The sequence below is a fragment of the Bradyrhizobium sp. S3.2.6 genome (assembly GCF_040546885.1).
GTDB classification, from domain to species: Bacteria; Pseudomonadota; Alphaproteobacteria; order Rhizobiales; family Xanthobacteraceae; genus Bradyrhizobium; species Bradyrhizobium cytisi.
The window spans coordinates 74,279-98,352 of record NZ_JBEPOS010000001.1 but is presented as its reverse complement, the minus strand read 5'-3'; the positions used below and the strand labels follow the sequence as shown (position 1 = coordinate 98,352).

General features: G+C 65.0%; 30 protein-coding genes. 9 read left to right on the top strand and 21 right to left on the bottom strand.

What is annotated here, in order from left to right:
• The first annotated feature begins 60 nt into the window (after positions 1-60).
• Positions 61-507, top strand: coding sequence for a hypothetical protein (locus ABID58_RS00460; protein WP_354031142.1), 447 nt, complete (start codon positions 61-63; stop codon positions 505-507).
• A complete protein-coding gene (locus ABID58_RS00455) occupies positions 474-632 on the top strand; it encodes a hypothetical protein (protein ID WP_354031141.1) in 159 nt (52 codons plus the stop codon). Before ABID58_RS00460 ends, ABID58_RS00455 begins: the two co-directional genes overlap by 34 nt.
• Here the strand turns inward: ABID58_RS00455 and ABID58_RS00450 are convergent.
• The 4 genes from ABID58_RS00450 to ABID58_RS00435 form a co-directional block, all read right to left on the bottom strand.
• A complete protein-coding gene (locus tag ABID58_RS00450) occupies positions 629-1,450 on the bottom strand; it encodes an LssY C-terminal domain-containing protein (protein WP_354031140.1) in 822 nt (273 codons plus the stop codon). The genes ABID58_RS00455 and ABID58_RS00450 overlap by 4 nt on opposite strands.
• Before the next feature lie 297 nt (positions 1,451-1,747).
• Positions 1,748-2,533, bottom strand: coding sequence for a glycosyltransferase family 32 protein (locus ABID58_RS00445; protein WP_148756077.1), 786 nt, complete (start codon positions 2,531-2,533; stop codon positions 1,748-1,750).
• Between the two features lie 82 nt (positions 2,534-2,615).
• On the bottom strand, positions 2,616-3,221 hold the full coding sequence (gene leuD / locus ABID58_RS00440) for a 3-isopropylmalate dehydratase small subunit (protein WP_354031139.1): 606 nt from the start codon (positions 3,219-3,221) through the stop codon (positions 2,616-2,618).
• A 79-nt stretch (positions 3,222-3,300) separates the two neighbouring features.
• The gene (locus tag ABID58_RS00435; RefSeq protein WP_148756079.1) at positions 3,301-3,699 is read right to left on the bottom strand and encodes a metallopeptidase family protein; all 399 of its coding nucleotides are present in this window, start codon (positions 3,697-3,699) and stop codon (positions 3,301-3,303) included.
• Positions 3,700-3,855: 156 nt separating this feature from the next.
• Here ABID58_RS00435 and ABID58_RS00430 point away from each other — a divergent pair, with 156 nt between their 5' ends.
• Together ABID58_RS00430 and ABID58_RS00425 are read left to right on the top strand one after the other, a co-directional pair.
• On the top strand, positions 3,856-4,149 hold the full coding sequence (locus tag ABID58_RS00430; protein WP_354031655.1) for a hypothetical protein: 294 nt from the start codon (positions 3,856-3,858) through the stop codon (positions 4,147-4,149).
• A gap of 21 nt (positions 4,150-4,170) precedes the next feature.
• Complete coding sequence (locus ABID58_RS00425; protein ID WP_354031138.1) at positions 4,171-4,431, top strand: hypothetical protein; 261 nt, start codon at positions 4,171-4,173, stop codon at positions 4,429-4,431.
• Positions 4,432-4,568: 137 nt separating this feature from the next.
• Here ABID58_RS00425 and leuC read toward each other — a convergent pair whose 3' ends face one another.
• The 8 genes from leuC to ffh all read right to left on the bottom strand — a co-directional run bounded on the left by leuC (position 4,569) and on the right by ffh (position 11,640).
• Positions 4,569-5,975 carry a 3-isopropylmalate dehydratase large subunit gene (gene leuC, locus ABID58_RS00420; RefSeq protein ID WP_354031137.1) on the bottom strand — a complete coding sequence of 469 codons (1,407 nt, stop codon included), beginning with the start codon at positions 5,973-5,975 and terminating at the stop codon, positions 4,569-4,571.
• 327 nt (positions 5,976-6,302) lie between these two features.
• Positions 6,303-6,683, bottom strand: coding sequence for a 50S ribosomal protein L19 (gene rplS / locus ABID58_RS00415; RefSeq protein WP_148756083.1), 381 nt, complete (start codon positions 6,681-6,683; stop codon positions 6,303-6,305).
• 109 nt (positions 6,684-6,792) lie between these two features.
• The gene (gene trmD / locus ABID58_RS00410) at positions 6,793-7,548 is read right to left on the bottom strand and encodes a tRNA (guanosine(37)-N1)-methyltransferase TrmD (protein WP_354031136.1); all 756 of its coding nucleotides are present in this window, start codon (positions 7,546-7,548) and stop codon (positions 6,793-6,795) included.
• A 60-nt stretch (positions 7,549-7,608) separates the two neighbouring features.
• Positions 7,609-8,286 carry a hypothetical protein gene (locus ABID58_RS00405; protein WP_354031135.1) on the bottom strand — a complete coding sequence of 226 codons (678 nt, stop codon included), beginning with the start codon at positions 8,284-8,286 and terminating at the stop codon, positions 7,609-7,611.
• A gap of 53 nt (positions 8,287-8,339) precedes the next feature.
• Entirely contained in the window at positions 8,340-9,017 is a 678-nt protein-coding gene (locus tag ABID58_RS00400; protein ID WP_354031134.1) for a TapB family protein, read from the bottom strand.
• Positions 9,018-9,126: 109 nt separating this feature from the next.
• Positions 9,127-9,651, bottom strand: coding sequence for a ribosome maturation factor RimM (rimM, locus tag ABID58_RS00395; protein WP_354031133.1), 525 nt, complete (start codon positions 9,649-9,651; stop codon positions 9,127-9,129).
• A gap of 9 nt (positions 9,652-9,660) precedes the next feature.
• The gene (rpsP, locus tag ABID58_RS00390) at positions 9,661-9,993 is read right to left on the bottom strand and encodes a 30S ribosomal protein S16 (protein ID WP_100181398.1); all 333 of its coding nucleotides are present in this window, start codon (positions 9,991-9,993) and stop codon (positions 9,661-9,663) included.
• Positions 9,994-10,092: 99 nt separating this feature from the next.
• Positions 10,093-11,640, bottom strand: coding sequence for a signal recognition particle protein (gene ffh, locus ABID58_RS00385; RefSeq protein ID WP_148756085.1), 1,548 nt, complete (start codon positions 11,638-11,640; stop codon positions 10,093-10,095).
• 438 nt (positions 11,641-12,078) lie between these two features.
• On the opposite strand from ffh, the gene ABID58_RS00380 reads away from it, so the two are divergent.
• Positions 12,079-13,140 carry an MBL fold metallo-hydrolase gene (locus ABID58_RS00380; RefSeq protein WP_354031132.1) on the top strand — a complete coding sequence of 354 codons (1,062 nt, stop codon included), beginning with the start codon at positions 12,079-12,081 and terminating at the stop codon, positions 13,138-13,140.
• Positions 13,141-13,302: 162 nt separating this feature from the next.
• Here ABID58_RS00380 and ABID58_RS00375 read toward each other — a convergent pair whose 3' ends face one another.
• Both ABID58_RS00375 and ABID58_RS00370 read right to left on the bottom strand, forming a co-directional pair.
• Positions 13,303-14,031, bottom strand: a complete 729-nt coding sequence (locus tag ABID58_RS00375) for an SIMPL domain-containing protein (RefSeq protein WP_354031131.1) — start codon at positions 14,029-14,031, stop codon at positions 13,303-13,305.
• Positions 14,032-14,036: 5 nt separating this feature from the next.
• Complete coding sequence (locus ABID58_RS00370) at positions 14,037-14,780, bottom strand: GyrI-like domain-containing protein (RefSeq protein WP_148756087.1); 744 nt, start codon at positions 14,778-14,780, stop codon at positions 14,037-14,039.
• 213 nt (positions 14,781-14,993) lie between these two features.
• Between ABID58_RS00370 and dapF the strand changes: the two genes are divergently transcribed.
• Together dapF and mtaB are read left to right on the top strand one after the other, a co-directional pair.
• Positions 14,994-15,869, top strand: a complete 876-nt coding sequence (gene dapF / locus ABID58_RS00365) for a diaminopimelate epimerase (protein WP_354031130.1) — start codon at positions 14,994-14,996, stop codon at positions 15,867-15,869.
• On the top strand, positions 15,869-17,122 hold the full coding sequence (gene mtaB / locus ABID58_RS00360) for a tRNA (N(6)-L-threonylcarbamoyladenosine(37)-C(2))-methylthiotransferase MtaB (protein ID WP_354031129.1): 1,254 nt from the start codon (positions 15,869-15,871) through the stop codon (positions 17,120-17,122). Before dapF ends, mtaB begins: the two co-directional genes overlap by 1 nt.
• A 168-nt stretch (positions 17,123-17,290) precedes the next feature.
• On the opposite strand, the gene ABID58_RS00355 is transcribed toward mtaB, so the two are convergent.
• Positions 17,291-18,400, bottom strand: coding sequence for a DUF2336 domain-containing protein (locus ABID58_RS00355; RefSeq protein ID WP_148755102.1), 1,110 nt, complete (start codon positions 18,398-18,400; stop codon positions 17,291-17,293).
• Between the two features lie 104 nt (positions 18,401-18,504).
• On the bottom strand, positions 18,505-19,206 hold the full coding sequence (locus ABID58_RS00350) for an RluA family pseudouridine synthase (RefSeq protein WP_187435308.1): 702 nt from the start codon (positions 19,204-19,206) through the stop codon (positions 18,505-18,507).
• Positions 19,207-19,253: 47 nt separating this feature from the next.
• On the opposite strand from ABID58_RS00350, the gene ftsY reads away from it, so the two are divergent.
• Together ftsY and ABID58_RS00340 are read left to right on the top strand one after the other, a co-directional pair.
• Positions 19,254-20,201, top strand: coding sequence for a signal recognition particle-docking protein FtsY (gene ftsY, locus ABID58_RS00345; protein ID WP_354031128.1), 948 nt, complete (start codon positions 19,254-19,256; stop codon positions 20,199-20,201).
• Positions 20,202-20,328: 127 nt separating this feature from the next.
• A complete protein-coding gene (locus tag ABID58_RS00340; RefSeq protein WP_148755104.1) occupies positions 20,329-20,931 on the top strand; it encodes a septation protein A in 603 nt (200 codons plus the stop codon).
• 107 nt (positions 20,932-21,038) lie between these two features.
• Here the strand turns inward: ABID58_RS00340 and ABID58_RS00335 are convergent, their stop codons facing one another.
• The 5 genes from ABID58_RS00335 to ccmA form a co-directional block, all read right to left on the bottom strand.
• The gene (locus tag ABID58_RS00335) at positions 21,039-21,632 is read right to left on the bottom strand and encodes a DsbE family thiol:disulfide interchange protein (protein ID WP_354031127.1); all 594 of its coding nucleotides are present in this window, start codon (positions 21,630-21,632) and stop codon (positions 21,039-21,041) included.
• Complete coding sequence (gene ccmD / locus ABID58_RS00330; RefSeq protein ID WP_148755106.1) at positions 21,629-21,814, bottom strand: heme exporter protein CcmD; 186 nt, start codon at positions 21,812-21,814, stop codon at positions 21,629-21,631. The genes ABID58_RS00335 and ccmD overlap by 4 nt, the downstream gene beginning before the upstream one ends.
• Positions 21,811-22,542, bottom strand: a complete 732-nt coding sequence (locus ABID58_RS00325) for a heme ABC transporter permease (RefSeq protein WP_148755107.1) — start codon at positions 22,540-22,542, stop codon at positions 21,811-21,813. The genes ccmD and ABID58_RS00325 overlap by 4 nt, the downstream gene beginning before the upstream one ends.
• A gap of 76 nt (positions 22,543-22,618) precedes the next feature.
• Positions 22,619-23,287 carry a heme exporter protein CcmB gene (ccmB, locus tag ABID58_RS00320; protein WP_148755108.1) on the bottom strand — a complete coding sequence of 223 codons (669 nt, stop codon included), beginning with the start codon at positions 23,285-23,287 and terminating at the stop codon, positions 22,619-22,621.
• Positions 23,288-23,465: 178 nt separating this feature from the next.
• The gene (gene ccmA, locus ABID58_RS00315) at positions 23,466-24,068 is read right to left on the bottom strand and encodes a heme ABC exporter ATP-binding protein CcmA (protein ID WP_354031126.1); all 603 of its coding nucleotides are present in this window, start codon (positions 24,066-24,068) and stop codon (positions 23,466-23,468) included.
• Positions 24,069-24,074: the final 6 nt, after the last annotated feature.

The following is a 24,074-nucleotide window of genomic DNA, read 5'->3' as shown; positions in this document are numbered from 1 at the left end:
CCGCTGCTTCGGCGATGTGGCTTGCTTGGCCTGGACGAAGCAGTCGCAAGGAGCCAATGTATGCAGGTCGTGCTCTACATGTCCGCGCTTGCTCTGTGGATCCTAGTGGCATGCATCATTTGGTGCGCGGCAGGCCTCATGTTTCTGGTTCCGCGAACGCGCTCTTCGGCATGGCCGATGTCGCTGGCGATGGCCTCAACATTTCCCTTTGTATTTGCCTATCAAATCGTGGCGTCGCCGGCCGTCATCCTGCTGCTGTTGTTCGCCGCGGCGCTCAGTTGGCTTATCGAGCCTGGCGCCTCAACGACGCAAAATCCGGTCATTATAGGAGTGGCGATCCTCGTAGCTCTTGCCTCGGTAATTGTCGTGCTTGTTGCGTCCGTTGTCGGCTTCTTTGACGGTTGGCGAGCGGGCTGGAGGCTTGCTCGTGGCCGCTCGATCAAAGAGACCTTGTCGGACACGATCGCAGGGAAATGCTTCGACCGCTTGAGGCCGCGGCATACCTAGAAGGCTTTGGACTGCAATGCGGCGCGATCCGGCTCGACTGCGCGATGGTAGGGCGTCTGCGCGCCGACATGGGGCGCCGCACGATCGAGATGGCGGACGCGATCGCGGCGATGGGCAAGGGCTAGGGCGTGCCTTCGGCTTTCTGAGCGATGCCGTGCCATATGGCATCTTTCAGGGCGATGAGAGATGGCGGTGGAATGGTCGGCGGATCCGCAGGCCCATTTGCTGCTCCCGGCGCCAGGACGGCAACGTGTATCTCGCCATCCGTGTAGTAGGGGTCGCCACCCCCGTTTCGGCCGAACAGAGTTGGGCCTATGCCCGAGATCTGAAAGAAGCTGCCGACGACACGTGCCGCGCGCAAGTCGGCCATCAAGAGATCTCGCTCCGCATCGATGCTGGCCGCGATGTGATGGGTGACCTGTCCCGTGTCGTGGCTCAGCCCGACGCCCCGATCGAAAGTCGCCGAACCGAGCCAAACCGGGCGACCATCATCGCCCTTCTCAAGGGCCTTCCAGAATCGAACGTGATTCCGCCGATCGGCGCTGCGCCCTGCCGGCTTCTCGAAGGCGTATTGCTCCTTCTTTCCAAGATAGTAGAGCGGGCTGACGGGGGCGCTACGATATGGCCGATCCAGCACCACGCTTCCGATGATCTCGATGCTTGAGCGCAGCGTCACAGCATCGGCCGCAAACCATCCGGCCGCGTTCATTGCGCGGACGACGTCCTCGTCGTTGCCAACAAGTCCAACGTTCAGGGGATCAGCAGGGATATCGTCCGACGTCCTGGTGATCATCGGCAACGAAGCGAGCCCAGCTTCGTGCTCGTGGTGAATCCACAAGGTGGGGACCAGAATGTAAGCCAGGGCCAGATAGGCGAACAGGATAACAGCCAAGCGGTAAGGCCATCGCCGTTTCCTCGTCCCGTCCTTAGCAAAATTAGTCATGCGATATCGTTCGAGCCAGGATACTCGACACCATACCAATCCGGCTCACTCAGTTACAACGCTTATCGGACCCGCGTTAGCGCGGCGCGACGTCGGCGCGATCGAGTGAGCATTTGCTGCAGTTCGTGGCGTTAGCGATCGATCTCGTGTTCCGGACGCGCTGCAGCGTTCCCGGCGATGCGAAGCATCGTCCGGTACGCTGCAGCGCAGAGCCGGGACCCATCTCGCAGTGTTGCTGGGTCCCGGCCCTGCGGAGCGGCACTTCGCGCCGCACCGCGTCCGGGACACGAGGGAGAGCTACGAAAACCGTTCCGTCGCCCACGCATACAGGCTGCCCGGGATCGGCTTCTCGCCGCCGCGGCCCTTGGGCGAGATGTGCAGGCCGATGATCTCGGGGTCGGTGACGAGGCCGAGATAGCTCGAAGGATCGAAGAACAGCTTTGGCTCGGCGTGCACGGCGTAGAACGACTGCTTCGGCAGCGCGCATCTCAATTCGCCGGTGCGGCGCGCGAGCGCGGTCAGTGCCGCCGGCCCGAAGATCGCGACACGAATATCGGAAAGACGGTTCGAGCCGCCGCGCAGGCGGCGCATCAGGAATGTGATGCGGTGGCGTACCGACAGCCAGTTCGGTGTCAGCTCCTCCTGCTCCATCAACTCTTCGAAGGCGGCGACGATGCCGTGCTGCGGCGGCAGATAGATCACGGAGTTGCCGAGCTGGCGCGGCCGTTCCCAGGCGAAGTACGGTTTTGCCGGATCGATCATTGCGGGCTTGAGCAGCAGCACGTCGGCATCGAGCCAGAGGCCGAGGCCTCTTGCCATCAGCTTCATGCGGAAGAAGTCGCTGAACTGCAGCGTGGTCCAGTCGCGCCAGCTGCCGTCCGGCTGCGGCGGCCGCAGCCGTTCGGAGAAGGCGTGCGGCAGGATCGCTTCGGCGTCGGCATTGCCGACGCCCGCCGGAAGACCGGGAATGGTGTCGAAGCTATAGACCGTGACCTTGTGGCCGGCAGCCAGCTGCGAGCGCAGACAGGTCTGGCGCAGCGCGTCCATCGGGCCATGCCAGAAGGTGACGATCTCGGGCAGCATAAGCGGAAGCTATAAGGGATATCGCGGGCAAAGAAAAAGCCCCGGCGCCGATGACGCCGGGGCTGAAACCAAAACTTGAGGCTTAGGCCCAGGCGCGCTCGCGCTTGAGCTTGTCCTCGTAGGTGTCGATCGAGGCCTTCTTCTCCATAGTGAGACCGATGTCGTCGAGGCCGTTGATCAGGCAGTGCTTGCGGAACGGATCGATCTCGAACTTGACCGTGCCGCCGTCGGGACCGCGGATCTCCTGGTTCGGCAGGTCGATCGTCAGCGTCGCGTTGGCGCCGCGCTCGGCGTCGTCGAACAGCTTGTCGAGGTCTTCCTGGGAGACGCGGATCGGCAGAATGCCGTTCTTGAAGCAGTTGTTGTAGAAGATGTCGCCGAACGAGGTCGAGATCACGCAGCGGATGCCGAAGTCGAGCAGCGCCCAGGGCGCGTGCTCGCGGCTCGAGCCGCAGCCGAAATTGTCGCCGGCCACCAGCACCTTCGTGTTGCGATAGGCGGGCTGGTTGAGGACGAAATCCGGGTTCTCGCTGCCGTCGTCATTGTAGCGCTGCTCGGAGAAGAGCCCCTTGCCGAGCCCGGTGCGCTTGATGGTCTTGAGGTACTGCTTCGGAATAATCATGTCGGTGTCGACATTGATGATCTTCAGCGGCGCCGCGACGCCTTCCAGCGTAGTGAACTTGTCCATGGTTGCGCTTCCCGAGAGTGGTTAGGGACCGCGTATTTATCGCGATCGGGGGTCGAATCCTAGGCCGAATTCGGCAGACCTAGTCTGCCCGAGCCTCGATCGCCGCCATATCGTCGTCCGAGAGGCCGAAATGGTGGCCGATTTCGTGAATCAGGACGTGACGGACGATATGGCCGAGGCTTTCGTCGTGCTCGGCCCAGTAGTCCAGGATCGGCCGGCGGTAGAGCCAGACCATGTTGGGCAGCCGCGCCACGTCGCCAAAACTCTGCTGGGGCAAGCCGACGCCCTGGAACAGGCCGAGCAGGTCGAACTCGCTGTCGCATTGCATCTCGTCCAGGACCTCCTCGGTGGGGAAGTCATCGACGCGGATGATCAGGCCTTCGCAAAGGCCGCGGAATCCCGCCGGCAGGCGCTCGAAAATGTCGTGCGCCGTCACCTCCATCTCGGCCAGCGAGGGTGCTTTCAGGTCCGTCCACATGGGTTGTTATTAGCGCGGGTTCCGCAGCGATGCATCCGGCTTTATAAGCGCTCTGAGGTTGACGGGCGCCGCCAAAACGGGGAGCTTGGGGCCTCGATGGGGACGGTTCAGGTGGGCGGAAAAATGCGAGCGAAAACAGCGCTGACGCTACTGTGCATGGGGTTGTTTTCGCAAGTCTGTGTCGGTGCGCATGCCCAGACCCTTGCGCAGCCTGCCGGCCCCGTGGTCCGCATGGCCCAGGCGGTCTCGCCCGACGACGTCCCGCCGCCGCGCAAGCGGCCCCAGACCCGCCTCCGCGTCACGCCCTATTACACCCCGGACGGCGTCTATCCGCGCTACAACCCGGGGCCGGATGCGGTCCGCGAGTGCAACGCCGCCTACGTGCAGGAATTCCGGCCGAGCGGCACGGTGATCGTGCCGCATATGAGCTGCTACTGGCGTCGCGGCTGAATTTGGCATCACCAGGTCGTCATGACGAGATGGATCGCACTGGCCGTTGTTGTTGCGCTCGCCGCCGGCCTGCCTCACGTTTTCGCGGCGCAGAGGGTGACGAAGCTGCCGGATGCCTCCGCCGGGCGCGCGGTGTTCGATGCGCGGCGGCATGTGCGATACGAGTTCGCGCCTACTTCTCGCCGTCCCGATCCGCACTATTATGCGCGGCCCGTTGGTTACCGTCCCTATCCCTACGGCGTGCCCGCGCCGTTCGTGTTCGGCTACGGGCCGTGGTGGTGACGCGAGCAGCGTCGTTCATCATGGCGGCGGCTTGCGCTACGGCGGCATCCACTACGGCGGCTACCACGATCAAAATGGAAAGGGCGCCGCGGCGGCGCCCTTTGTTTATTCGATGACCCACGATTGCAGGCAGTGGCTCAGCGCCACTCCCTGACGTCAACGAAGTGACCCGCGATCGCCGCTGCTGCGGCCATCGCGGGCGACACCAGATGGGTGCGGCCCTTGAAACCCTGGCGTCCCTCGAAGTTGCGGTTCGAGGTCGAGGCGCAGCGCTCTTCCGGGGCCAGCTTGTCCGGGTTCATGGCGAGGCACATCGAGCAACCGGGCTCGCGCCATTCGAAGCCGGCCTTGATGAAGATCTTGTCCAGACCCTCAGCTTCGGCCTGCTCCTTCACGATGCCGGAGCCCGGCACGACCATGGCGTTGACGTGGCCAGAGACGTGCTTGCCTTCCGCGATCTTGGCGGCGGCGCGCAAATCCTCGATGCGGCCGTTGGTGCAGGAGCCGATGAAGATGCGGTCGAGCTTGATGTCGGTGATCTTGGTCCCCGCCGTCAGGCCCATGTACTTCAAGGCGCGATGCTTGGAGAGACGCTTGGCCTCGTCCGCGATCTTGTCGGGATCGGGCACGATGCCGGTCACCGAGATCACGTCCTCAGGCGAAGTGCCCCAGGTCACGATCGGCGGCAGTTTTGCGGCGTCGAGGCGCAGCTCGTGGTCGAAATGCGCGCCCTCGTCGGAGCGCAGCTTTTCCCAGTAGCGCATCGCCGCATCCCAGTCCGCGCCCTTCGGCGATTTCGGCCGATCGTGCAGGAAGTCGAACGCCTTCTGGTCGGGCGCAACGAGACCGGCACGCGCGCCGCCTTCGATCGACATGTTGCAGACCGTCATGCGGCCTTCCATCGACAGCGCGCGGATCGCCTCGCCGGCGTATTCCAGCACGTAGCCAGTGCCACCCGCGGTGCCGATCTCGCCGATGATGGCAAGGATGATATCCTTGCCCGTCACGCCTTCAGGCAATTTGCCGTCGACGCTGACGCGCATGTTCTTCGCCTTCTTCTGGATCAGCGTCTGCGTCGCCAGCACGTGCTCGACCTCGGAGGTGCCGATGCCGTGGGCGAGCGCACCGAACGCACCATGCGTCGAGGTGTGGCTGTCACCGCAAACGATCGTGGTGCCGGGCAGGGTAAAACCCTGCTCGGGGCCGATGACGTGGACGATGCCCTGGCGCTTGTCGAACTCGTTGTAATATTCGATGCCGAATTCCTTGGCGTTGTCGGCGAGCGCCTTGATCTGCTCGATGCTCTCCGGATCCGGGTTCGGCTTGGTGCGGTCGGTGGTCGGCACGTTGTGGTCAACGACAGCGAGCGTCTTCTCGGGGGCGTGCACCTTGCGGCCGGTGGCGCGCAGGCCTTCGAACGCCTGCGGCGAGGTGACCTCATGCACCAGATGGCGGTCGATGTAGAGCAGGCAGGTGCCGTCATCGGCTTCGTGCACCAGATGGTCGTTCCAGATCTTGTCGTATAAAGTGGTCGGCTTGGACATGAGCTTAAGCTCCGAACAATGTATGTCAGTGGATATGCGCGGGTTCGCGCGGGGCAACAGGGCAGCCTTGAGCGCAGCCTTTAAGCTGCGGGACTAAGCTCTGACGTTGCCGAGGTCGCGAAGCGTCCGAAGAACCGGCCAGGCAGCCGCGAGCGATCGTCGATGACGATGCGCTGGGGGGTTACGAGGCAGGTCAGATCTGGAAACATTCCAGGAATATATAGCAGGGAGATCTGGAATCGCGAGGGCTTTGACGCGCACGGCTGACGCAACAAAAAAGCGCGGGGCCAAGCCCCGCGCTTTTCGAAACTCGTCTGGTAGCGGAGCTTACTCGTTGACGGCGGCCTTGTGCTCAGTCTTCTCGACGATGCGGGCCGACTTGCCGCGGAGATTGCGGAGGTAATAGAGCTTGGCGCGGCGCACCTTGCCGCGGCGCACCACCTTGATCGAGTCGATCATCGGCGACATCACCGGGAACACGCGCTCCACGCCCTCGCCGTAGGAGATCTTGCGGACGGTGAAGCTCTCGTTGAGGCCACCGCCGGAACGGCCGATGCAAACGCCTTCATAGGCCTGCACGCGGGTGCGGTCGCCTTCGACCACCTTCACGTTGACGATCACGGTGTCGCCGGGACCGAACTCCGGAATGTCCTTGGTGGCGGAGAGCTTGTCGAACTGCTCTTTTTCGAGCTGCTGAATCAGGTTCATGGGTAAATCTCCATCGGCGCGCCCAGCCTTGGAAACGGGGGCTGCGCGAAATTCGTCTATCCAGCCATTGCGGATGTGGCCGCTCCTATAAGGCAAGCCGGAGCGTTTGTCACCCGTCTGTCTTGTTTTTTGCCGTTTTTTGGCGTCCGGGCCGATTCGGGGCCTTGGGGGGGATTTGGGCCCATAAATCGGGACGCCGTGCCGCCGTCAGGGCCTCGGATTGCGCCCGCCGCCAGGCCGCGACCTTGGCATGATCGCCGGAGGTCAGAATCTCAGGGATCGGAACCCCCTCGAACAACTGCGGACGGGTGTACTGGGGGTATTCGAGCAGGCCGTCGGAAAAACTCTCTTCGGTTCCCGAGGCTTCCTTGCCCATCACCCCCGGCAGCAGCCGGACGCAGGCGTCGATCAGGGCCATCGCAGCGATTTCGCCTCCTGAGAGCACGTAATCGCCGATCGAGACCTCCTCCAGGGCGCGGGCGTCAATCACCCGCTGGTCGATCCCCTCGAACCGCCCGCAGACGATCAGGGGGCCGGGGCCCTGGGCGAGCTCGGCGACACGGGCCTGGGTCAATGGCCGACCGCGCGGGCTCATCAGCAGTTTCGGCCGGTCGGGACGGACCCCCACGGCGTCGATGGCGGCCGCCAGAACATCGGCTCGCAGCACCATGCCCGGGCCGCCGCCGGCGGGGGTGTCGTCGACGCTGCGGTGACGGTCCGTGGCGGAAGCCCGGATGTCCCGCGCCTCGATCTCCCACACGCCGGAGGTCAGCGCCCGGCCGGCCAGGCTCACGCCGAGCGGCCCCGGAAACATCTCCGGAAACAGCGTCAGCACCGTCGCGCGCCAGGGTGAGGGATTGGTCATGGCCGCTGGTTAGGGCATTGCGGCCGGGAGGTCGAGGCCCCCGCGGGCGTGCTCGCCTAGCTAGCTCTTGCGGCCGTACTCGACTACTTCGAGAACGTTATTGATCCGCAGATGGCCGTTCTCCCGCGACACAAAGGTCTTCTTCACCCAATGGTCGATGGCAGGGGCGTACCACGTCACGGCCGTGATATCCTGCTTGCGGCTCCGGTCGTTGGTCGGGCGTCTCGAGAAGGTCGTTTCGATCTTGTAGGTCTCGAACGTGCCGGCCCTGGTGGTCATGGTCTCCTGGCCGACGACCTTCGAACGGCCCGAGCGTTTCCAGATGAAGCCCTTGCTGCTGTTGACGTCGTCGGCGGAGATATTCCAGCTATCGCCGGTCCTGAGCGGCGAATGAATGCCCGAGCCATCGCCCGGTTGGTACTTCCACTCGCCGTTGTTCTTCAGATTCCACGATCGGTCGTAGACGCTCAGGATCTCGGTATCCTTGCCTTCGATGGTGGTGCGGATGCTGATCTCGCTCGGCGAGACCTCGGTGACCATGTGCGTGCGGATCGAGTTGACCTTGCCGCTGATTTCGTCCCGTACCTCGTAGGTCCAAAAATCGCCCTGCAGCGGCTGCTCCATGGCGATGACCGGCTTTGTATCGGCAGGCGCGGGCGGTGGTGGATCGTTTGCCGCCCATGCGGAGGCGTTGCCGGCAAGCAGACAAGCGATCATCGTGGCCGCGTAACGAGACATCAGCGTTTTCCCTCAGCAGTTTCGGTTATTCACGGCCGCCTTCGCGTCGGATGTTAGCGGCGACCGTATTCGATCATTTCGAGCGCACTCCGCTCGCGAACCCTGCCATACGACCTGCTGACATATGTGCGCTTCACCCAATGATTGATCTCGGGCACGTACCAGACCTGCAGCTCGGCCTGGGACTTCTTAGTGGGATCGTTGGTGTTTCGCATCTCGATCGACGTCTCGATCTTGTAGGCCTCGAAAGTGCCTGCGCGGGTGGTGATGTTCTCCTTGGCCGTAACCTTGGAGGTGCCCGTGCGCTTCAGGCTGACACCAGCCGTGCTGTTGGAGTCACTGGACTTGAACGACCAGGACTTGCCGACCGCAAGCGGCATGCGGACACCCGAGCCGTCGTTTGGCGTGAAGCGCCAAGCGCCATTGTTGATGATGTCCCACGACCGGTCGTAGGTCTGGTAGCCGAAACCGGGTTTGCCCAGGATCTCGAGCCGGATGCCGATCTCGGTGGCCGACACGTCGGTGACGGTGTGCGTCACGGTCGATTTGAGGTCGCCGGTAATCTCGTCGCGCACCTCGTAGGTCCAGTGGTCGCCGACCTGCGGCTCCTCCATCGATTCCCGAACGGGCTGCTCGGTCGCGGCAGGCGGCGGGCTCGGCGGCGTCTGGGCATTGAGGATGCTCGCGGACGCAAGCAGGCCGATCGTTGCCAGAAGACAGCGACGCAACATTGATATCTCCGGAGGTTCAGGACTTGCGGGCGGGACACAACCGCAGCGTGCACGAACCGAATATCAAAGGCAAGTCGTCTCGTTCGCCGTCCCCGGCGTCACTATCCTGTCACGACGCTGACGAGCGACCCTCGCCCTCGATCTCCTGCGGCAGCTCGATCACGACGCGGCCGCCGGCGATGTCGACCTCAGGCACAATCGCATTGGTGAACGGCAGCAGCATCGTCGCGCCCTTGAGGGGCGCGATCTCGATGATGTCGCCGGCACCGAAATTATGGATCGCGAGCACGCGGCCGAGCGCACCGCCATCTGTGGTGACGGCAGCGAGCCCGATCAGATCGGCATGGTAATATTCGTCCTCATCGGTCGCGGGCAGTTTTTCGCGCGCGACATAGAGTTCGATTCCGTTGAGGCGCTCGGCCTCATCGCGGGTCGCGACGCCCTTGAAGGTCGCGACCAGATGGTCCTTGGCTTCGCGGGCCTGCGCCAGCTCGAACTGGCGCTTGCCGTCCTTGGAGAGAAGCGGACCGTAGCGCTTAACGGCAAAGGGATCTTCGGTGAAGGTCCACAATTTGACCGCGCCGCGCACACCATGCGCGGCGCCGATCCGCGCGACGCAGATCAGCGCCGACATGGATGAGCCTTAGCCCTTCGCAGCGGCTTCGGCCTGCGCCTTGCGCTCCTTGCGCGGCACGGCCTTCTCGGGGTTGTTGCGCGCTTCGCGCTTCTTGACGCCGGCGGCGTCGAGGAAGCGGGACACGCGGTCCGACGGCTGCGCGCCCTTGGCGAGCCAGGCCTTCACCTTGTCCATGTCGAGCTTGAGCCGGGTCTCGTTGTCCTTCGGCAGCAGCGGGTTGAAGTGACCGAGACGCTCGATGAAGCGGCCATCGCGGGGGAAGCGCGAGTCGGCGACGACGACGTGATAGACGGGACGCTTCTTGGTGCCTGCGCGGGCGAGGCGGATAACGACGGACATTTAGTTCTCCTTCGAAGTACGGTTTGCAAAGTACGTTTTGTTCGGTTGATTGGTATTCCGCGTTGCGTGAGACCGATGCGATCCCTCGCGACGAATTCCTCATTTCTTCTTGCCCGGAAAACCGCCGAGGCCCGGCAGCGTCGGCTTGCCGCTCAGCCCGGTCAGTCCAGGAACGTTCGGCAGACCGGTGCGAAGACCGGCCGGCAAATCCTTCGGCAGGCTGGGCAGACCCTGTCCGCCGCCGCCCTGCATTTTCTCCTGCAGCGCCTTCATCTCGTCCGGAGACGGCATCTTCATGCCGCCACCAAAACCCATGGCCTGAGCGATGCCGGCCAGCGGACCGCGCTTGCCCGAGCCCATGGCCTTCATCACGTCGGCCATGTTCCGGTGCATCTTCAGCAGCTTGTTGACCTGCTCGACGCTCTGGCCGGAGCCAGCGGCGATCCGCTTCTTGCGGCTGGCCTTGAGCAGGTCGGGATGACGGCGCTCGTCGCGCGTCATGGAATCGATCACCGCGACCTGGCGCTTCAGGATCTTGTCGTCGATGCCGGCGGCCGCGATCTGGTTCTTCATCTTGGCGATGCCGGGCATCATGCCCATCAGGCCGCTGATGCCGCCCATGCTGGCCATCTGCGAGAGCTGCTCGCGCATGTCGTTGAGGTCGAACTGACCCTTGCGCATACGCTCGGCGGTGCGCGCGGCTTTCTCCGCGTCGATGTTGGCGGCGGCGCGCTCGACCAGCGACACCACGTCGCCCATGCCGAGGATGCGGCCGGCGATACGATCGGGGTGGAAATCTTCCAGCGCATCGGTCTTTTCACCGGTGCCGATCAGCTTGATCGGCTTGCCGGTGACGGCGCGCATCGAGAGCGCAGCACCGCCGCGGCCGTCGCCGTCGACGCGCGTGAGCACGATGCCGGTCAGGCCGACGCGCTCGTCGAAGGCGCGAGCGAGGTTGACGGCGTCCTGGCCCGTCAGGGAGTCCGCGACCAGCAGCACTTCATGCGGGTTCGCCGCCGCTTTGATGCTAGCTGCCTCCGCCATCATCTCTTCGTCGAGCGTGGTGCGGCCGGCGGTGTCGAGCAGCACGATGTCGTAGCCGCCGAGCTTGCCCGCTTCGAGCGCGCGTTTCGCAATCTGAGCCGGCTGCTGGCCGGCAACGATCGGCAGGGTCGGAATGTCGAGATCGCGACCGAGCACGGCCAGCTGCTCCATCGCCGCCGGGCGATAGATGTCGAGCGAAGCCATCAGCACCTTGCGCTTGTCGCGTTGGACCAGGCGGCGGGCGAGCTTTGCGGTGGTGGTCGTCTTGCCCGAGCCTTGCAGACCGACCATCATGATCGGCACCGGCGGCACGGAATTGACGTCGATGGTCTGGCTTTCGGCGCCGAGCATGTTGATCAGCTCGTCATGGACGATCTTGACAACCATCTGGCCGGGCGTGACCGACTTGACGACGGTGGCGCCGATCGCCTGCTCGCGGACGCGTTCGGTGAAGCTGCGCACGACCTCGAGCGCGACGTCGGCCTCGAGCAGCGCGCGGCGCACCTCGCGCATGGCGGCGTCGACGTCCTTTTCGGTCAGCGCACCGCGCCCCGTCAGACGATCGAGAATGCCGCCAAGCCGTTCCGACAGATTGTCGAACAATGCCGTTGTCCTGTTTAACCTCTCCCCGCCTGCGGGGAGAGGTCGCCGCGCCCTTGCGCGGCGGGTGAGGGGGTACGGGACTATCCACGCGCGCCACACGCGGGAGAGAGCCCCTCACCCCGACCCTCTCCCCGCAACCGCGGGGCGAGGGAGAAGAAAGTCCAAACACCTTTGCGCCCGAGGGCGCATCGCGCTGTCGGGCGTTGACCTCCGGCCTCGAGGGCCAGGCGGCGGGTCGAAAAGAAAGCCTTTCCGAGAAAGTGGCGGGGTTAAACGCCGCTCACGCCCAAAAGTCAAGGAAAGTTAGGGTGGCGGGATGGCTTTGCCAGGGCAAGGTCTTGAAAACAGGGCGTTTCCGGCGATGGGTTCCTTTTTCGGCGGTCCCGCCCATATAGGCGGTGATGTCCGACCGTCCTAACCATCCATGAAGCCCGCCCCGTGCCGATCACCCGCCGCCGCATCTTCGGACTGCTTGCCGGGGCCAGTGCGCTGGTCGGTGTTCCCCTTTGGATCTCCCGCATGAAAACCTATGACGGCCCGGTCTCCGATCATTTCGACGGCTTGCACTTCTTCGATCCGGACGGCGCGCCGCCGAGATCGCTCGGTGAGGTGTTCCGCTGGCAGTTCGGCGGCGGCCAAAAGCGCGCGAAATGGCCGGACTGGGCGCCGAGCCCCCATGCCGACACCCCGCCGGAGCGCGTCGATGGCGACAGGGCGCGGTTCTCCTTCGTCGGCCACGCCAGCTGGCTGATCCAGACCGGCGGCCTCAACATCCTCGTCGATCCCGTCTGGTCGATGCGGGTGTCGCCGGTGGGGTGGGCCGGACCAAAACGCCACAACGATCCCGGCATTGCCTTCGAGAAGCTGCCGAAGATCGACGTCGTGCTGGTCTCGCACGGGCACTACGATCATCTCGACATCGCGACGCTGTCGCGGCTTGCGAAAAATTTTGCGCCGCGCGTGGTCACCCCGCTCGGCAACGATGTCACAATGCGCAGCAGCGATTCCTCGATCAAGGCGGAAGCGTTAGACTGGCACGAGCGCGTCGAGCTCGGTAGCGGTGTCGCCGTGACTCTGGTGCCGACCCGGCACTGGTCGGCGCGCGGCATGTTCGACCGCAACAAGGCGCTGTGGGCGAGCTTTGTGCTGGAGACGCCTGCGGGGAAAATCTACGTCGTCTGCGATTCCGGCTATGGCGACGGCGGACATTTTCGTCGGGTTGCCGAGAAGCACGGGCCGCTGCGTCTGGCGATTCTTCCCATCGGCGCCTACGAGCCGCGCTGGTTCATGCGCGATCAGCACATGAACCCGGAAGATGCGGTGAAAGCGCTCGATGATTGCGGCGCGCAACAGGCGCTCGGGCATCATCACGGCACGTTCCAGCTCACCGATGAAGCGATCGACGCGCCGGAGAAGGCGCTGGTGGAAGCGCTCGATGCGGCCAAGATTCCGCAGGAGCGGTTCGTGGCGATGAAGCCCGGGCAGGTGGTGGAGATTTAGGTCTCGCCACGCACACAGTTCGTGCCCCGGACGCAGCGCAGCGTCTCTTCGACGATGCGCTGCAGAGCCGGGGCACATGTCGACGTATTGTATCGTGTCGCTTTCCGGGTCCCGGCTCTGCGCAGCAGCGTTTCACGCTGCAGCGCGTCCGGGACACGAGAGTTATTGCTCTTTCGGCTTGATCGCCCAGCTCACATTCACCGTCACCGACAGCGTTTCCTCACCCGGCGCAACGGCAGCAGGCGCGGCCATCGGGGCTGCGGCCATGCGGCCCTTGAACAGCGGCATGGGAGCACCGCCTTCGGAGACGCTGAGCGGCGCGCCCAGCGTGACGCCGGTGGCCTTGGCATAGATCTCGGCCTTGCGGCGGGCGTCGGCGACCGCCTGCCCGCGGGCGTCGTCAAGCAGCTTTGAGGCTTGCGTCACCTCGAACGAGATGTTGCCGATGTCATTGGCGCCGGCGCTGACCAGCGTGTCGATGATGCCAGCGACCTTGGTCACGTCGCGGATTTTTACGGTGACGCGGTTGGAGGCGCGGAAGCTGACCACGGGCGAGGCGCCGTTCGAGCGGTTCGGCGCGTATTGTGGCTGCAGCGACAGCCGCGAAGTCTGGTAATCCTTTTCGTCGATGCCGGCGCCCTTCAGCGCCAGCAGCACCTTGCCCATCGCGGCGTTATTGGCGTCGGAGGCTTCCTTCGCCGACTTGGCATCATTGGCGACGCCGGCATCGATGTGCGCGAGATCGGGTGCAGCCGAGACGGTCGCCTCGCCGCTCACGGAGATGGCGGACGGAAAATCGTCGGCGAGCGCGGGCGCGGCCAGCAGCATGGCGGCGAAGATTGCGGCAAGGGACGTAACGAGGGACGTAAAAAGGGCGGCGGGCTTTTTCATCGGACTCACTTCAGCGGAACGAACACATTGATCACGAGCTTGTCCTCGGCCGTCTTCAAGGGATCGGTGAGGTACTCCTCGATGAACGTGTCCTTGGCCTCCAGCTTCTTGTCGTCGAGGTGATTGGTGATCGCCTCATAGGTGTTGTCCATGTTGTCGTAGGAGCCGCGATGGACGAATTTCAGCGCCTTGCCCTCCGGCGATTTGCCGATGCTCATGTCCTTGGTCAGGTTCTTCGGGTCCTGCTCGACCGGAATCTCGGCGAGGAAGGTGAAGCCGGTGTCGTCGGTCGAGGTGTAGACGATCATCGAATTGCCGGCGTGCTTGATGCCCTGCTTGTCCAAGAGCGCGTTCAGCGCCTTGAAGGCGTCGACCAGCGTGTCGAAGGCCGAGTCCCAATTGGCGGTGCCCTTGACCATCACGACCTTCTTGGCCTCGAGCGTGGTCTCCAGTCCGAAGGGATCGGCGGTCTGCACCGGGGCGGGCGTAACGGACGCGGCGGGCGGGGGTGCCGCCGGGCCCGGCGACGGTGAGGCGCTGGCCGCTGGCGATGGTGCCGGCGAGGGAGTTGCCGCGGGCGCAGGCGAGGCACTTGCAGCCGGGGCGGGCGCGGCTGACGGGGCCGGCGAGGGACTAGCCGACGCGGCGGGCGCCGGGCTCGGGGTCTGCGCCGGAGCGCCGGACGGGCTAAGCGACAGCGCGACTGCCGGGATCAATGCGGCCAGAGCGAGACGACGAAAAGTGTTCATTTTATTCTCCCCAGACCTTGCCCACCAAGGCCTTAACCCGGCCGCGCATCCCGGTTCGCGCGAACTGCGCCGTTCTAACACGCGAGCGCCGAATTCGTCCCATGACAGATGCGTCATGGCAGGCGTCATGGTGGGCGTCCTGGTCTCGACGGCAAAACACTGGCCAAGCCGGCAAGGATCGCCATATAAGGCAGGCGAAATTCGGGAATTTTCATGAGCGCGCTGGCCAACCACGCTTTTGCCAAGATGAACGGCATCGGCAATGAGATCGTCGTTGTCGACATGCGCGATTCCGCCGGGAAGGTCACGCCGGACGATGCCCGCGCGGTGGCCTCCGCGCACGGCGGCGTGCCCTATGACCAGCTCATGGTGCTCCAGAAGCCGCGGCTCGACGGCACCGAAGCCTTCATCAGCATCTACAACAGTGACGGCTCGGAAGCCGGCGCCTGCGGCAACGGCATGCGCTGCGTGGTGCGGCAGATTTTTGGGAAGAGCGGGCAGACCACGGCGACCTTCGAGACCGCGGCCGGCCTGCTCAATGCCTGGCAGGGCCCGGCAGCCGATCTCTACACCGTCGACATGGGCGCGCCAAAATTCGGGTGGCAGGATATTCCGCTGGCGGAAGAGTTTCGCGACACTCGCTACATCGAATTGCAGATCGGGCCGATCGACAAGCCGATCCTGCATTCGCCGTCCGTGGTCAGCATGGGCAATCCGCACGCGATCTTCTGGGTCGACGACGTCAACGCCTATGATCTCGAGCGCTTTGGTCCGCTGCTGGAGAATCATCCGATTTTCCCCGAGCGTGCCAACATCACGCTCGCCCACATTGTCGATCGCGAGCACATCACGATGCGCACCTGGGAGCGCGGTGCGGGTCTCACCAGGGCTTGCGGCTCGGCGGCCTGTGCGACTGCGGTTGCGGCTGCGCGCCTGAAGCGCACCGACCGCAAGGTCGAGATGACGCTGCCCGGCGGCAAGCTCGGCATCGAATGGCGCGAGCGCGACGACCACGTGCTGATGACGGGCACCGCGACCTTCGAATACGAAGGCAATTTCGATCCGGCGCTGTTCGCGCCGGCCGGGTAATGGCTGTCGAGGTCGTCACTTTCGGCTGCCGCCTCAATGCCTTCGAGGCCGAGGTGATCCGCCGCGAGGCGGAGGGCGCGGGGCTCGTAGACACCATCGTCATCAACAGCTGCGCCGTCACCAACGAGGCGGTGGCGCAGGCGCGCCAGTCGATCCGCAAGTTGAAGCGCGAACGGCCCGGTGCACGCATCGTCGTCACCGGCTGCGCAGCGCAGACACAAAGCAGCATGTTCGCGGACATGGCCGAGGTCGATCGCGTCGTCGGCAATGACGACAAGATGCGCAGCGACGCCTGGCGCGAGGCGCGCGACGCCTTCGATCTTGGCGCAAGCGAGAAAATCGCCGTCAGCGACATCATGGCGGTGAAGGAGATGGCGCCGCATCTGGTCGACGGCTATGCGGGCGGCCTGCCGCGCGTGTTCGTGCAGGTGCAGAACGGCTGCGACCATCGCTGCACCTTCTGCATCATTCCCTACGGCCGCGGCAATTCGCGCTCGGTGCCGATGGGCGCGGTGGTCGATCAGGTGCGGGCGCTGGTCGAGCGCGGCCATGCCGAGATCGTGCTGACCGGCGTCGATCTCACCAGCTACGGTGCCGATCTGCCGGGCGCACCCAAGCTCGGCCTGCTGACCAGGCAGATCCTGCAGCACGTGCCGGAGCTGAAGCGGTTGCGCATCTCCTCGATCGATTCGATCGAGGCGGATCGCGATCTGTTGGATGCCATCGCCAGCGATGCGCGGTTGATGCCGCATCTGCACCTGTCGCTGCAATCCGGCGACGACATGATCCTGAAGCGCATGAAGCGACGGCATTCGCGGCAGGATGCGATCCTCTTCTGCGATCAGGTGCGTCGGCTGCGGCCGGACATCGTCTTCGGCGCCGACATCATCGCGGGCTTTCCGACCGAGACCGAGGAGATGTTTTCCCGCTCGCTTGATCTGGTCGAGGAGTGCGGCCTGACGTTCCTGCACGTCTTCCCGTATTCACCGCGCCCCGGCACGCCGGCCGCGCGGATGCCGCAGGTCGCCGGCGGAGCGATCAAGGCGCGTGCGAAGCGGCTGCGCGCAGTGGGCGAGGCAGCGTTGCGGCAGCGGCTGCAAGCCGAGATCGGCGCGACGCGTGAGGTGCTGATCGAGAGCGATGGCCAGGGGCGCACCGAGCACTATCTGCCGGTGGCGATTGCGGGCAAGCGCGTGGGGAGCGTCGTGCCGCTCACGATTGCCGGCAGCGATGGCGAGCGGCTGACGACATAATCCGCTGTCTCTTCCCTTCTCCCCTTGTGGGAGAAGGTGGCGCGAAGCGCCGGATGAGGGGTTGCTTCAGCGAGCTCTGTTGCGAGAGACTCACACGCGGAGAGAGACCGCTCACCCGTCTCGCCGCTGCGCGGCGAGCCACCCTCTCCCACAAGGGGAGAGGGAAAATTACGACGCCCGGACCTGCCAGAAGCGCAGCGTGCGTCGTGCATTCTCCGGCGACATCCGTGCAAAATTGCTCTGCGCCCTCGCAACATCCGCCGGCTTCATTGCACCTGTCGCAAAGCGGCTTTCGAGCACGGCGGCGGTGGTTTCCCAACTCAGCTGCGCCGCTTTGCACGGCACCAGCAGGCCGTCTTCGCGCAGGCTCTGCATCAGCGGGCGAATCACCTCGACCGTTGACCCTGACAATGCCGCCAACGCGGCCACGGCCTCTTCGTAGCGCCGCTGCCTGGCGAAGCCGAGCAGCGTCGCCTCATTGAGCTGACCGGATGCCTTGAGATTCGCGATCGCGCGCTTGGCGCCCTCGAAATCGCGGACCCCCGACATCTCGCGCGCGACGCCGACGGTGACGGCGGCGATCGCGCTCTGGATTTCATCGAACAGATCGGGCGGCGCGCGCGACAGCAATCGTGTGCGAACCGTGTCCGTCGCCGAGCGCAGCAATTGGCGGCGCAGCTCCGACGGCAGGTCGACGCGGACGCCGACGCTGACGGCGAGCTCCGGATCGGACTCGGCCTGGCCGACAATAACGGTGAATCCGTTGCCCGAAACGCGCGCGCCGGGATTGGCGGCGAGACGGCGGCTGACGCTCGGATAGCGGCGCGCCAGCAGCGCGTCGGTGACGATCTCCTTCAGCCACCAGCGGCCGGCGACCGCGAGCAGATGCGGCTCGCCCTTGGATGATGCGATCTTCACCAGCTCGCCGTCGTCGAGGCGCGCGGATTCCTGCAGCACGGGGCCGGCGATGCGGATCTCGTCATTGTTGGCGAGGCGGCGGATGACGGAGGGCGGGGCCTGCGCGATCGGCGCAAGCTGGGCGCTGATTTCGGCGAGCGCAACGCGCGCGCCCATGTCGGCGATGGCGCGCAGCTCGATGGTGCCGATCAGGCGCTCGAGCACGTCGTCGAACAGCGCGATCTGCTCGTCGTCAAAACTTCCGGCGGAGGACAGGAACAGGTCGGTGACGCGCCGGGCCGTTTCGAGGCCCTTTTCCGCCGAACCGAGAAGAATGGCGGCTTCAACCTCGTCGATGATCGATAGTTCGGCATTGGACATGACGCGTTGCTCGTCCTGAGCGGATGACGGAAGCTTGTTCTAAGCAACCGCTATCATTAGAGACGAGCACTGAACGTTTCGTAAACCATGGCTCGGGGAAGGGGTTATTCCCCGTTCCAGCCGCAGGCGCGGAGCTTCTCATGCATGTGGGGCGGGGCCGGTGCGACGACGCGGACCGGCTCCTTGTTTCGGGAGATCGGCACCACGATCTCGCGAGAATGCAGGTGCAGCTTCGGCTCGCCGAAGCGCGGGCCGCGGCCGTATATGTTATCGCCGAAGATCGGCCAGCCGGTCGAAGCCGAATGCACCCGCAATTGATGGGTCCGCCCCGTCACCGGTTCCATGGCGAGCCAGGTGAAGCCCTCGCCGCGGCCCATCACCTTCCAGTTCGTGACGGCCTTCTGCCCCTCCGGGTCAGGCTTCTGCCACCAGCCGCGCTCCGCATTGAGCCGGCCGAGCGGCATGTCGATGGTGCCTTCGTCCTCGGCAGGGCCGCCCTCGACCACGGTCCAGTAGGTCTTGCCGATCTTGCCATGCTTGAACAGGAGGCCGAGCGAAGCGGTCGCCTTGCGATGGCGGCCGAGCACGAGGCAGCCGGAAGTGTCCTTGTCCAGCCGATGGGCCAGCACCGGCGGCCGCGGCAGGCCGAAACAGAGCGCGTTGAAGGAGGCTTCCAGATTGGCGCCGCCCTTGGGGCCGCGATGCACCGGCAGACCGGACGGCTTGTCGATGACCAGCATCAGCCCGTCGCGATGGAGCACGCGCGCCAAAATCTCGTCAGCGGTCAATTCGGGAACATCGAGCAATTGCAAGACTTTCGTTTAACAGCGGGAACGGCTAACACACCGCCACCATGAACGATACCATCCCCGAGACCTCCAAGCTGAGCTGGTGGCGCCGCCTGTCCAACGGGCTGAAGCGCACCTCGTCCTCGCTCGGAACTGCGGTCGCCGATCTCGTCACCAAGCGCAAGCTCGACCGCGCCATGCTCGACGACATCGAGGATGTGCTGCTGCGCGCCGACCTCGGCACCTCGGTCGCGGTGCGGATCGCGGATGCGGTCGGCACCGGGCGCTACGACAAGGCGATCTCGGCCGACGAGGTCAAGGACGTGGTCGCAACCGAGGTCGAGAAGGTGCTGGCGCCGGTGGCCAAGCCGCTCGAGATCGATGCGGGCAGGAAGCCGTTCGTGATCCTCGTGGTCGGCGTCAACGGCTCCGGCAAGACCACCACCATCGGCAAGCTCTCGCAAAAATTCGCGTCCGAAGGCCGCAAGGTGATGCTGGCCGCCGGCGACACGTTTCGCGCAGCAGCGATCGAGCAGCTCAAGGTCTGGGGCGAGCGCACCAGGACGCCGGTCATCGCGGGTGCGCAGGGCTCGGATTCGGCAAGTCTCGCCTTCAACGCGCTGACGGCGGCGAAGGAGCAGGCGACCGACGTGCTCCTGGTCGACACCGCCGGCCGCTTGCAGAACAAGGCCGAGCTGATGAACGAGCTCGAGAAGGTCGTGCGCGTCATCCGCAAGGTCGACGCTTCGGCGCCGCATGCGGTGCTGCTGGTGCTCGATGCCACCGTCGGCCAGAACGCGCTGTCGCAGGTCGAGGCCTTTCATCGCACCGCAGGGGTGACGGGCCTCGTGATGACCAAGCTCGACGGCACCGCGCGCGGCGGCATTTTGGTGGCTCTCGCGGAGAAATTCAAGCTGCCGGTGCATTTCATCGGCGTCGGCGAAGGCGTCGACGATCTCGCGCCGTTCACCGCGCGCGATTTTGCTCGTGCGATCGCCGGAATCGAATCGTAGGTTTCCTTCGTCATCCCCCGCGAAAGCGGGGGATCCAGTATTCCGAGCCGCCTGTGGTCTACAACCAGCGGCGCGGCGTACTGGATGCCCCGCCTTCGCGGGGCATGACAACAACAAAGGTCAGGTAATGGACAAGACCCAGCCGCATCCGCTGTTCAAGCTTGCGACCGAGCTCGGTCCGCTGCTCGTGTTCTTCTTCGTGAATGCGAAGTTCAATTTGTTCGCCGCGACCGGCGCCTTCATGGTCGCGATCGTGGTGGCGATGATCGCCTCCTATGTGGTGACGCGCCACATCCCGATCATGGCAATCGTGACCGGCGTGATCGTGCTGGTGTTCGGCACGCTGACCCTGGTCCTGCACGACGAGACCTTCATCAAGGTCAAGCCGACCATCATCTACGGCCTGTTCGCCGCGATCCTCGGCGGCGGCCTGCTGTTCGGCCGCTCCTTCATCGCCGTGATGTTCGACCAGATGTTCAACCTGACCCCGCAGGGCTGGCGCATCCTGACGCTGCGCTGGGCGCTGTTCTTCGCCGGCATGGCGGTGCTGAACGAGATCGTCTGGCGCACCCAGAGCACGGATTTCTGGGTGAACTTCAAGGTGTTTGGCGTCACGCCCATCACCATGATCTTCGCCATCGCCCAGATGCCGCTGACCAAGCGCTACGGCGTCGAGCCGGTCTCGCTGGAGACCAGCGAGGCCGAGGCGGGAGACGTGAGGAAGGGGTAATTCTCTCTCAGCTCGTCATTGCGAGCGAAGCGAAGCAATCCAGAATATCTCCGCGGAGGGACTCTGGATTGCTTCGTCGCAAGGGCTCCTCGCAATGACGGGCTTGGCTAAGATCCCGCCTTCAACGCCTTCTCCATCTCCGGCAGCAGCACCGTCCGCAAATTCTCCTGCGTGATCGGGCCGACCAGCTTGTAGACGATGGTGCCTTCGCGGCCGACGACAAAGGTCTCAGGCACGCCATAGACGCCCCATTCGATCGAGGCGCGACCATTGGCGTCAGTGCCGACACGGCCGAACGGGTTGCCGTAACGGCCGAGGAAGCGCCGCGCGTTGTCGGGTGCATCCTTGTAGTTGATGCCGACGAGCTGGAAGCGCTTGTCCTTGGCAAGCTCCGTCAGCAGCGGCGCCTCGTCGTGACAGGGCACGCACCAGGAGGCCCAGACATTGACGAGGCTGACCTTGCCCTCGAACGCAGCGGGGTCGAGCCCGGGCACCTGCACGCTGTCGGCTTGCAATCCCTCAAGCGGCGGCAGCGTGGTCTGCGGCGCGGGCCGGCCGATCAGCGCGGAGGGAATTCGCGAAGGATCGCCGCTGCCGAGCCGGAACCAGAACAGCACGGCAAGGGCGACGAAGGCGAGCAGCGGCAGCACCATCAGGAAGGTGCGTCGCGGCGGCGTCGCGGGGGTCGATTGCTCGCTCATGGTGTATCCACCGCGCTGCGGCCCGAGCGGCGCGTGACGCCGCTGCGATCGAGCTCGCGCAGACGTCGGGCCTGGTTGCGATAATCGAGCACGACCCAGCCGATCAGGATCGCGACGACGATGGCGGCGGCAGCATAGGAGGTCACAATGAATGACGCATAGGGACCAAGCGACATCGTCATGCGGCTTTCTGGCTCGCCTGCATCATCTGCAGCGAGCGGACGCGGCGGCGCAAGATCTCGTTGCGCATCGCCGCCAGATGCAGTGTGACGAACAGCAGCGTGAATGCGACCGCCATCACCAGGAGCGGAATCAGGAACGACTTGTCGAGCGTCGAGCCGCCCATGCGCATCACCGAGGCCGGTTGATGCAACGTGTTCCACCAGTCGACCGAGAATTTGATGATCGGCAGATTGATCGCACCGACCAGCGTCAGCACGGCCGCTGCGCGTGCCGCGCGCGAGGGATCCTCAACCGCGCGCCATAGCGCCATCAGGCCGAGATACATCAGGAACAGGATCAGCACCGAGGTCAGCCGCGCATCCCATTCCCAATAAGTGCCCCACATCGGCCGGCCCCATAGCGAGCCCGTGAGCAACGCGAGGAAGGTGAAGCTGGCGCCGATCGGTGCCGCGGCCTTGGCGGCGACGTCGGCGAGCGGATGCCGCCACACCAGCGTGCCGAGCGAGGCGACGCTCATCACGCCCCAGACGAACATTGAGAGCCACGCATTGGGCACGTGGATGAACATGATCTTCACGGTCGCGCCCTGCTGATAGTCGTCGGGCGCGGTGGCGGATTGATAAAGGCCGATCGTGAGCAGGATGACGGTCGCGGCCGCAAGCCACGGCACCACCCGCGCACTCAGCGCGAGGAACCGTGTGGGGTTGGCGAGATCGATCAGCGTCATCCTATCCTGATAATCGCAGGTCCGGGCTCACGCAATCAGCATCAAAGTGCGCAGCGAAAGTTGATCGGGGTCAAGGTCAGTCCAGTCCATGCTTCAGGCTCGCCGCCGCCGCGAATGGGCCTACGATGAGGCTGACCAGCGACAGCGCGCAGAGGATCGAGAACGGCGCGCCGAATGACAATGGCCCGGTGATCGCGGCCTGCGAGGCCGCAACGCCGAAGATCAGCACGGGAATCGATAGCGGCAGCACCAGGACGGCCATCAAGAGGCCACCACGATGCAGCGTCACCGCCAGTGCCGCACCGATCATGCCGGTAAATGTCAGCGCCGGGGTGCCGGCGAGCAGCGTCAGCGCCACGGCACCGGTCGCGGCCATGTCGAGGTTGAGCAACAGGCCCAGCACGGGGGTTGCGACAATCAGCGGCAGGCCCGCGGCCAGCCAATGCGCCAGCGCCTTGGCCGCGCAGGCCAGTTCCAGCGGCGTCCGGCTCATCGTGATCAAATCGAGCGAGCCGTCCTCATGGTCAGCCATGAACAGCCGGTCCAGCGTCAGCAGGCTGGCCAGCAGGGCGCCGAGCCAGAGGATGGCAGGCCCCAGCCGCGACAACAGCGCCAGGTCCGGCCCCACCGCAAACGGCATCAGCACCACCACGGTGAGGAAGAACAGCACGCCAATCAGCGCCCCGCCGCCGACGCGGAGCGCGATCCGGATGTCCCGGCGGATCAGGGCGGCGAGGGCGGTCATGAGGGGTCTCCGGCGGAGAGGCGGCCATGAGAGCCCGGCTCACCCCCCAAGCAAACTGCACTCCCTCCCCCGCTTGCGGGGGAGGGTTGGGGAGAGGGTGTCTCGACAACGAAGACTCCCCCTGGACTGAGGTCACGAGCCCGGTGCGGCCACTTGGAAAGCTGAGGGTCCATCGGATTCACACCATCCCCCCGATCCGCAGCTCCCGCGCCGCGATACCCAGCGCGGTATGCGTCGCCGCGATGATCAGGCCGCCGCGCGCCAGATGGTCGCGCATCAGGCCGCCGAACAAGTCCTGGCCGGCGACATCCAGCGCATTGGTCGGCTCGTCCAGCAGCCAGACCGGGCGGCGGACTGTCAGCAGCCGGGCCAGCGAGAGCCGGCGTCGCTGGCCTGCCGACAGGAAGGCGGCGGGCAGATCGGTGGCGTGGTCGAGGCCGACGGTGGCGAGGCTTTCAGCGGCGCCGCAGCGCTCGCCTCCCAGAAAATCAGCCCAGAATGACAGGTTTTCCGCCACGCTCAGCGCCGCCTTGAGGGCATCGCGATGGCCGAGATAGTGGCATTGCTCGGGCAGCGTCATTTCGGCGTCGCCCCCGTCGAGTACGATCCTGCCGCCAGCCGGAATGAGCAGGCCGGCAATCAGCCGCAGCAGCGAGGTCTTGCCCGATCCGTTGCGGCCCACCACCGCCACGACGTCGCCGGAGGCCGCCTCGAAGTCGAGCCCGGAAAATACCTCGCGACCGCCCCGCACGCAGGTGAGCCCCTGTCCAGAGAGCCGCATCTCGCC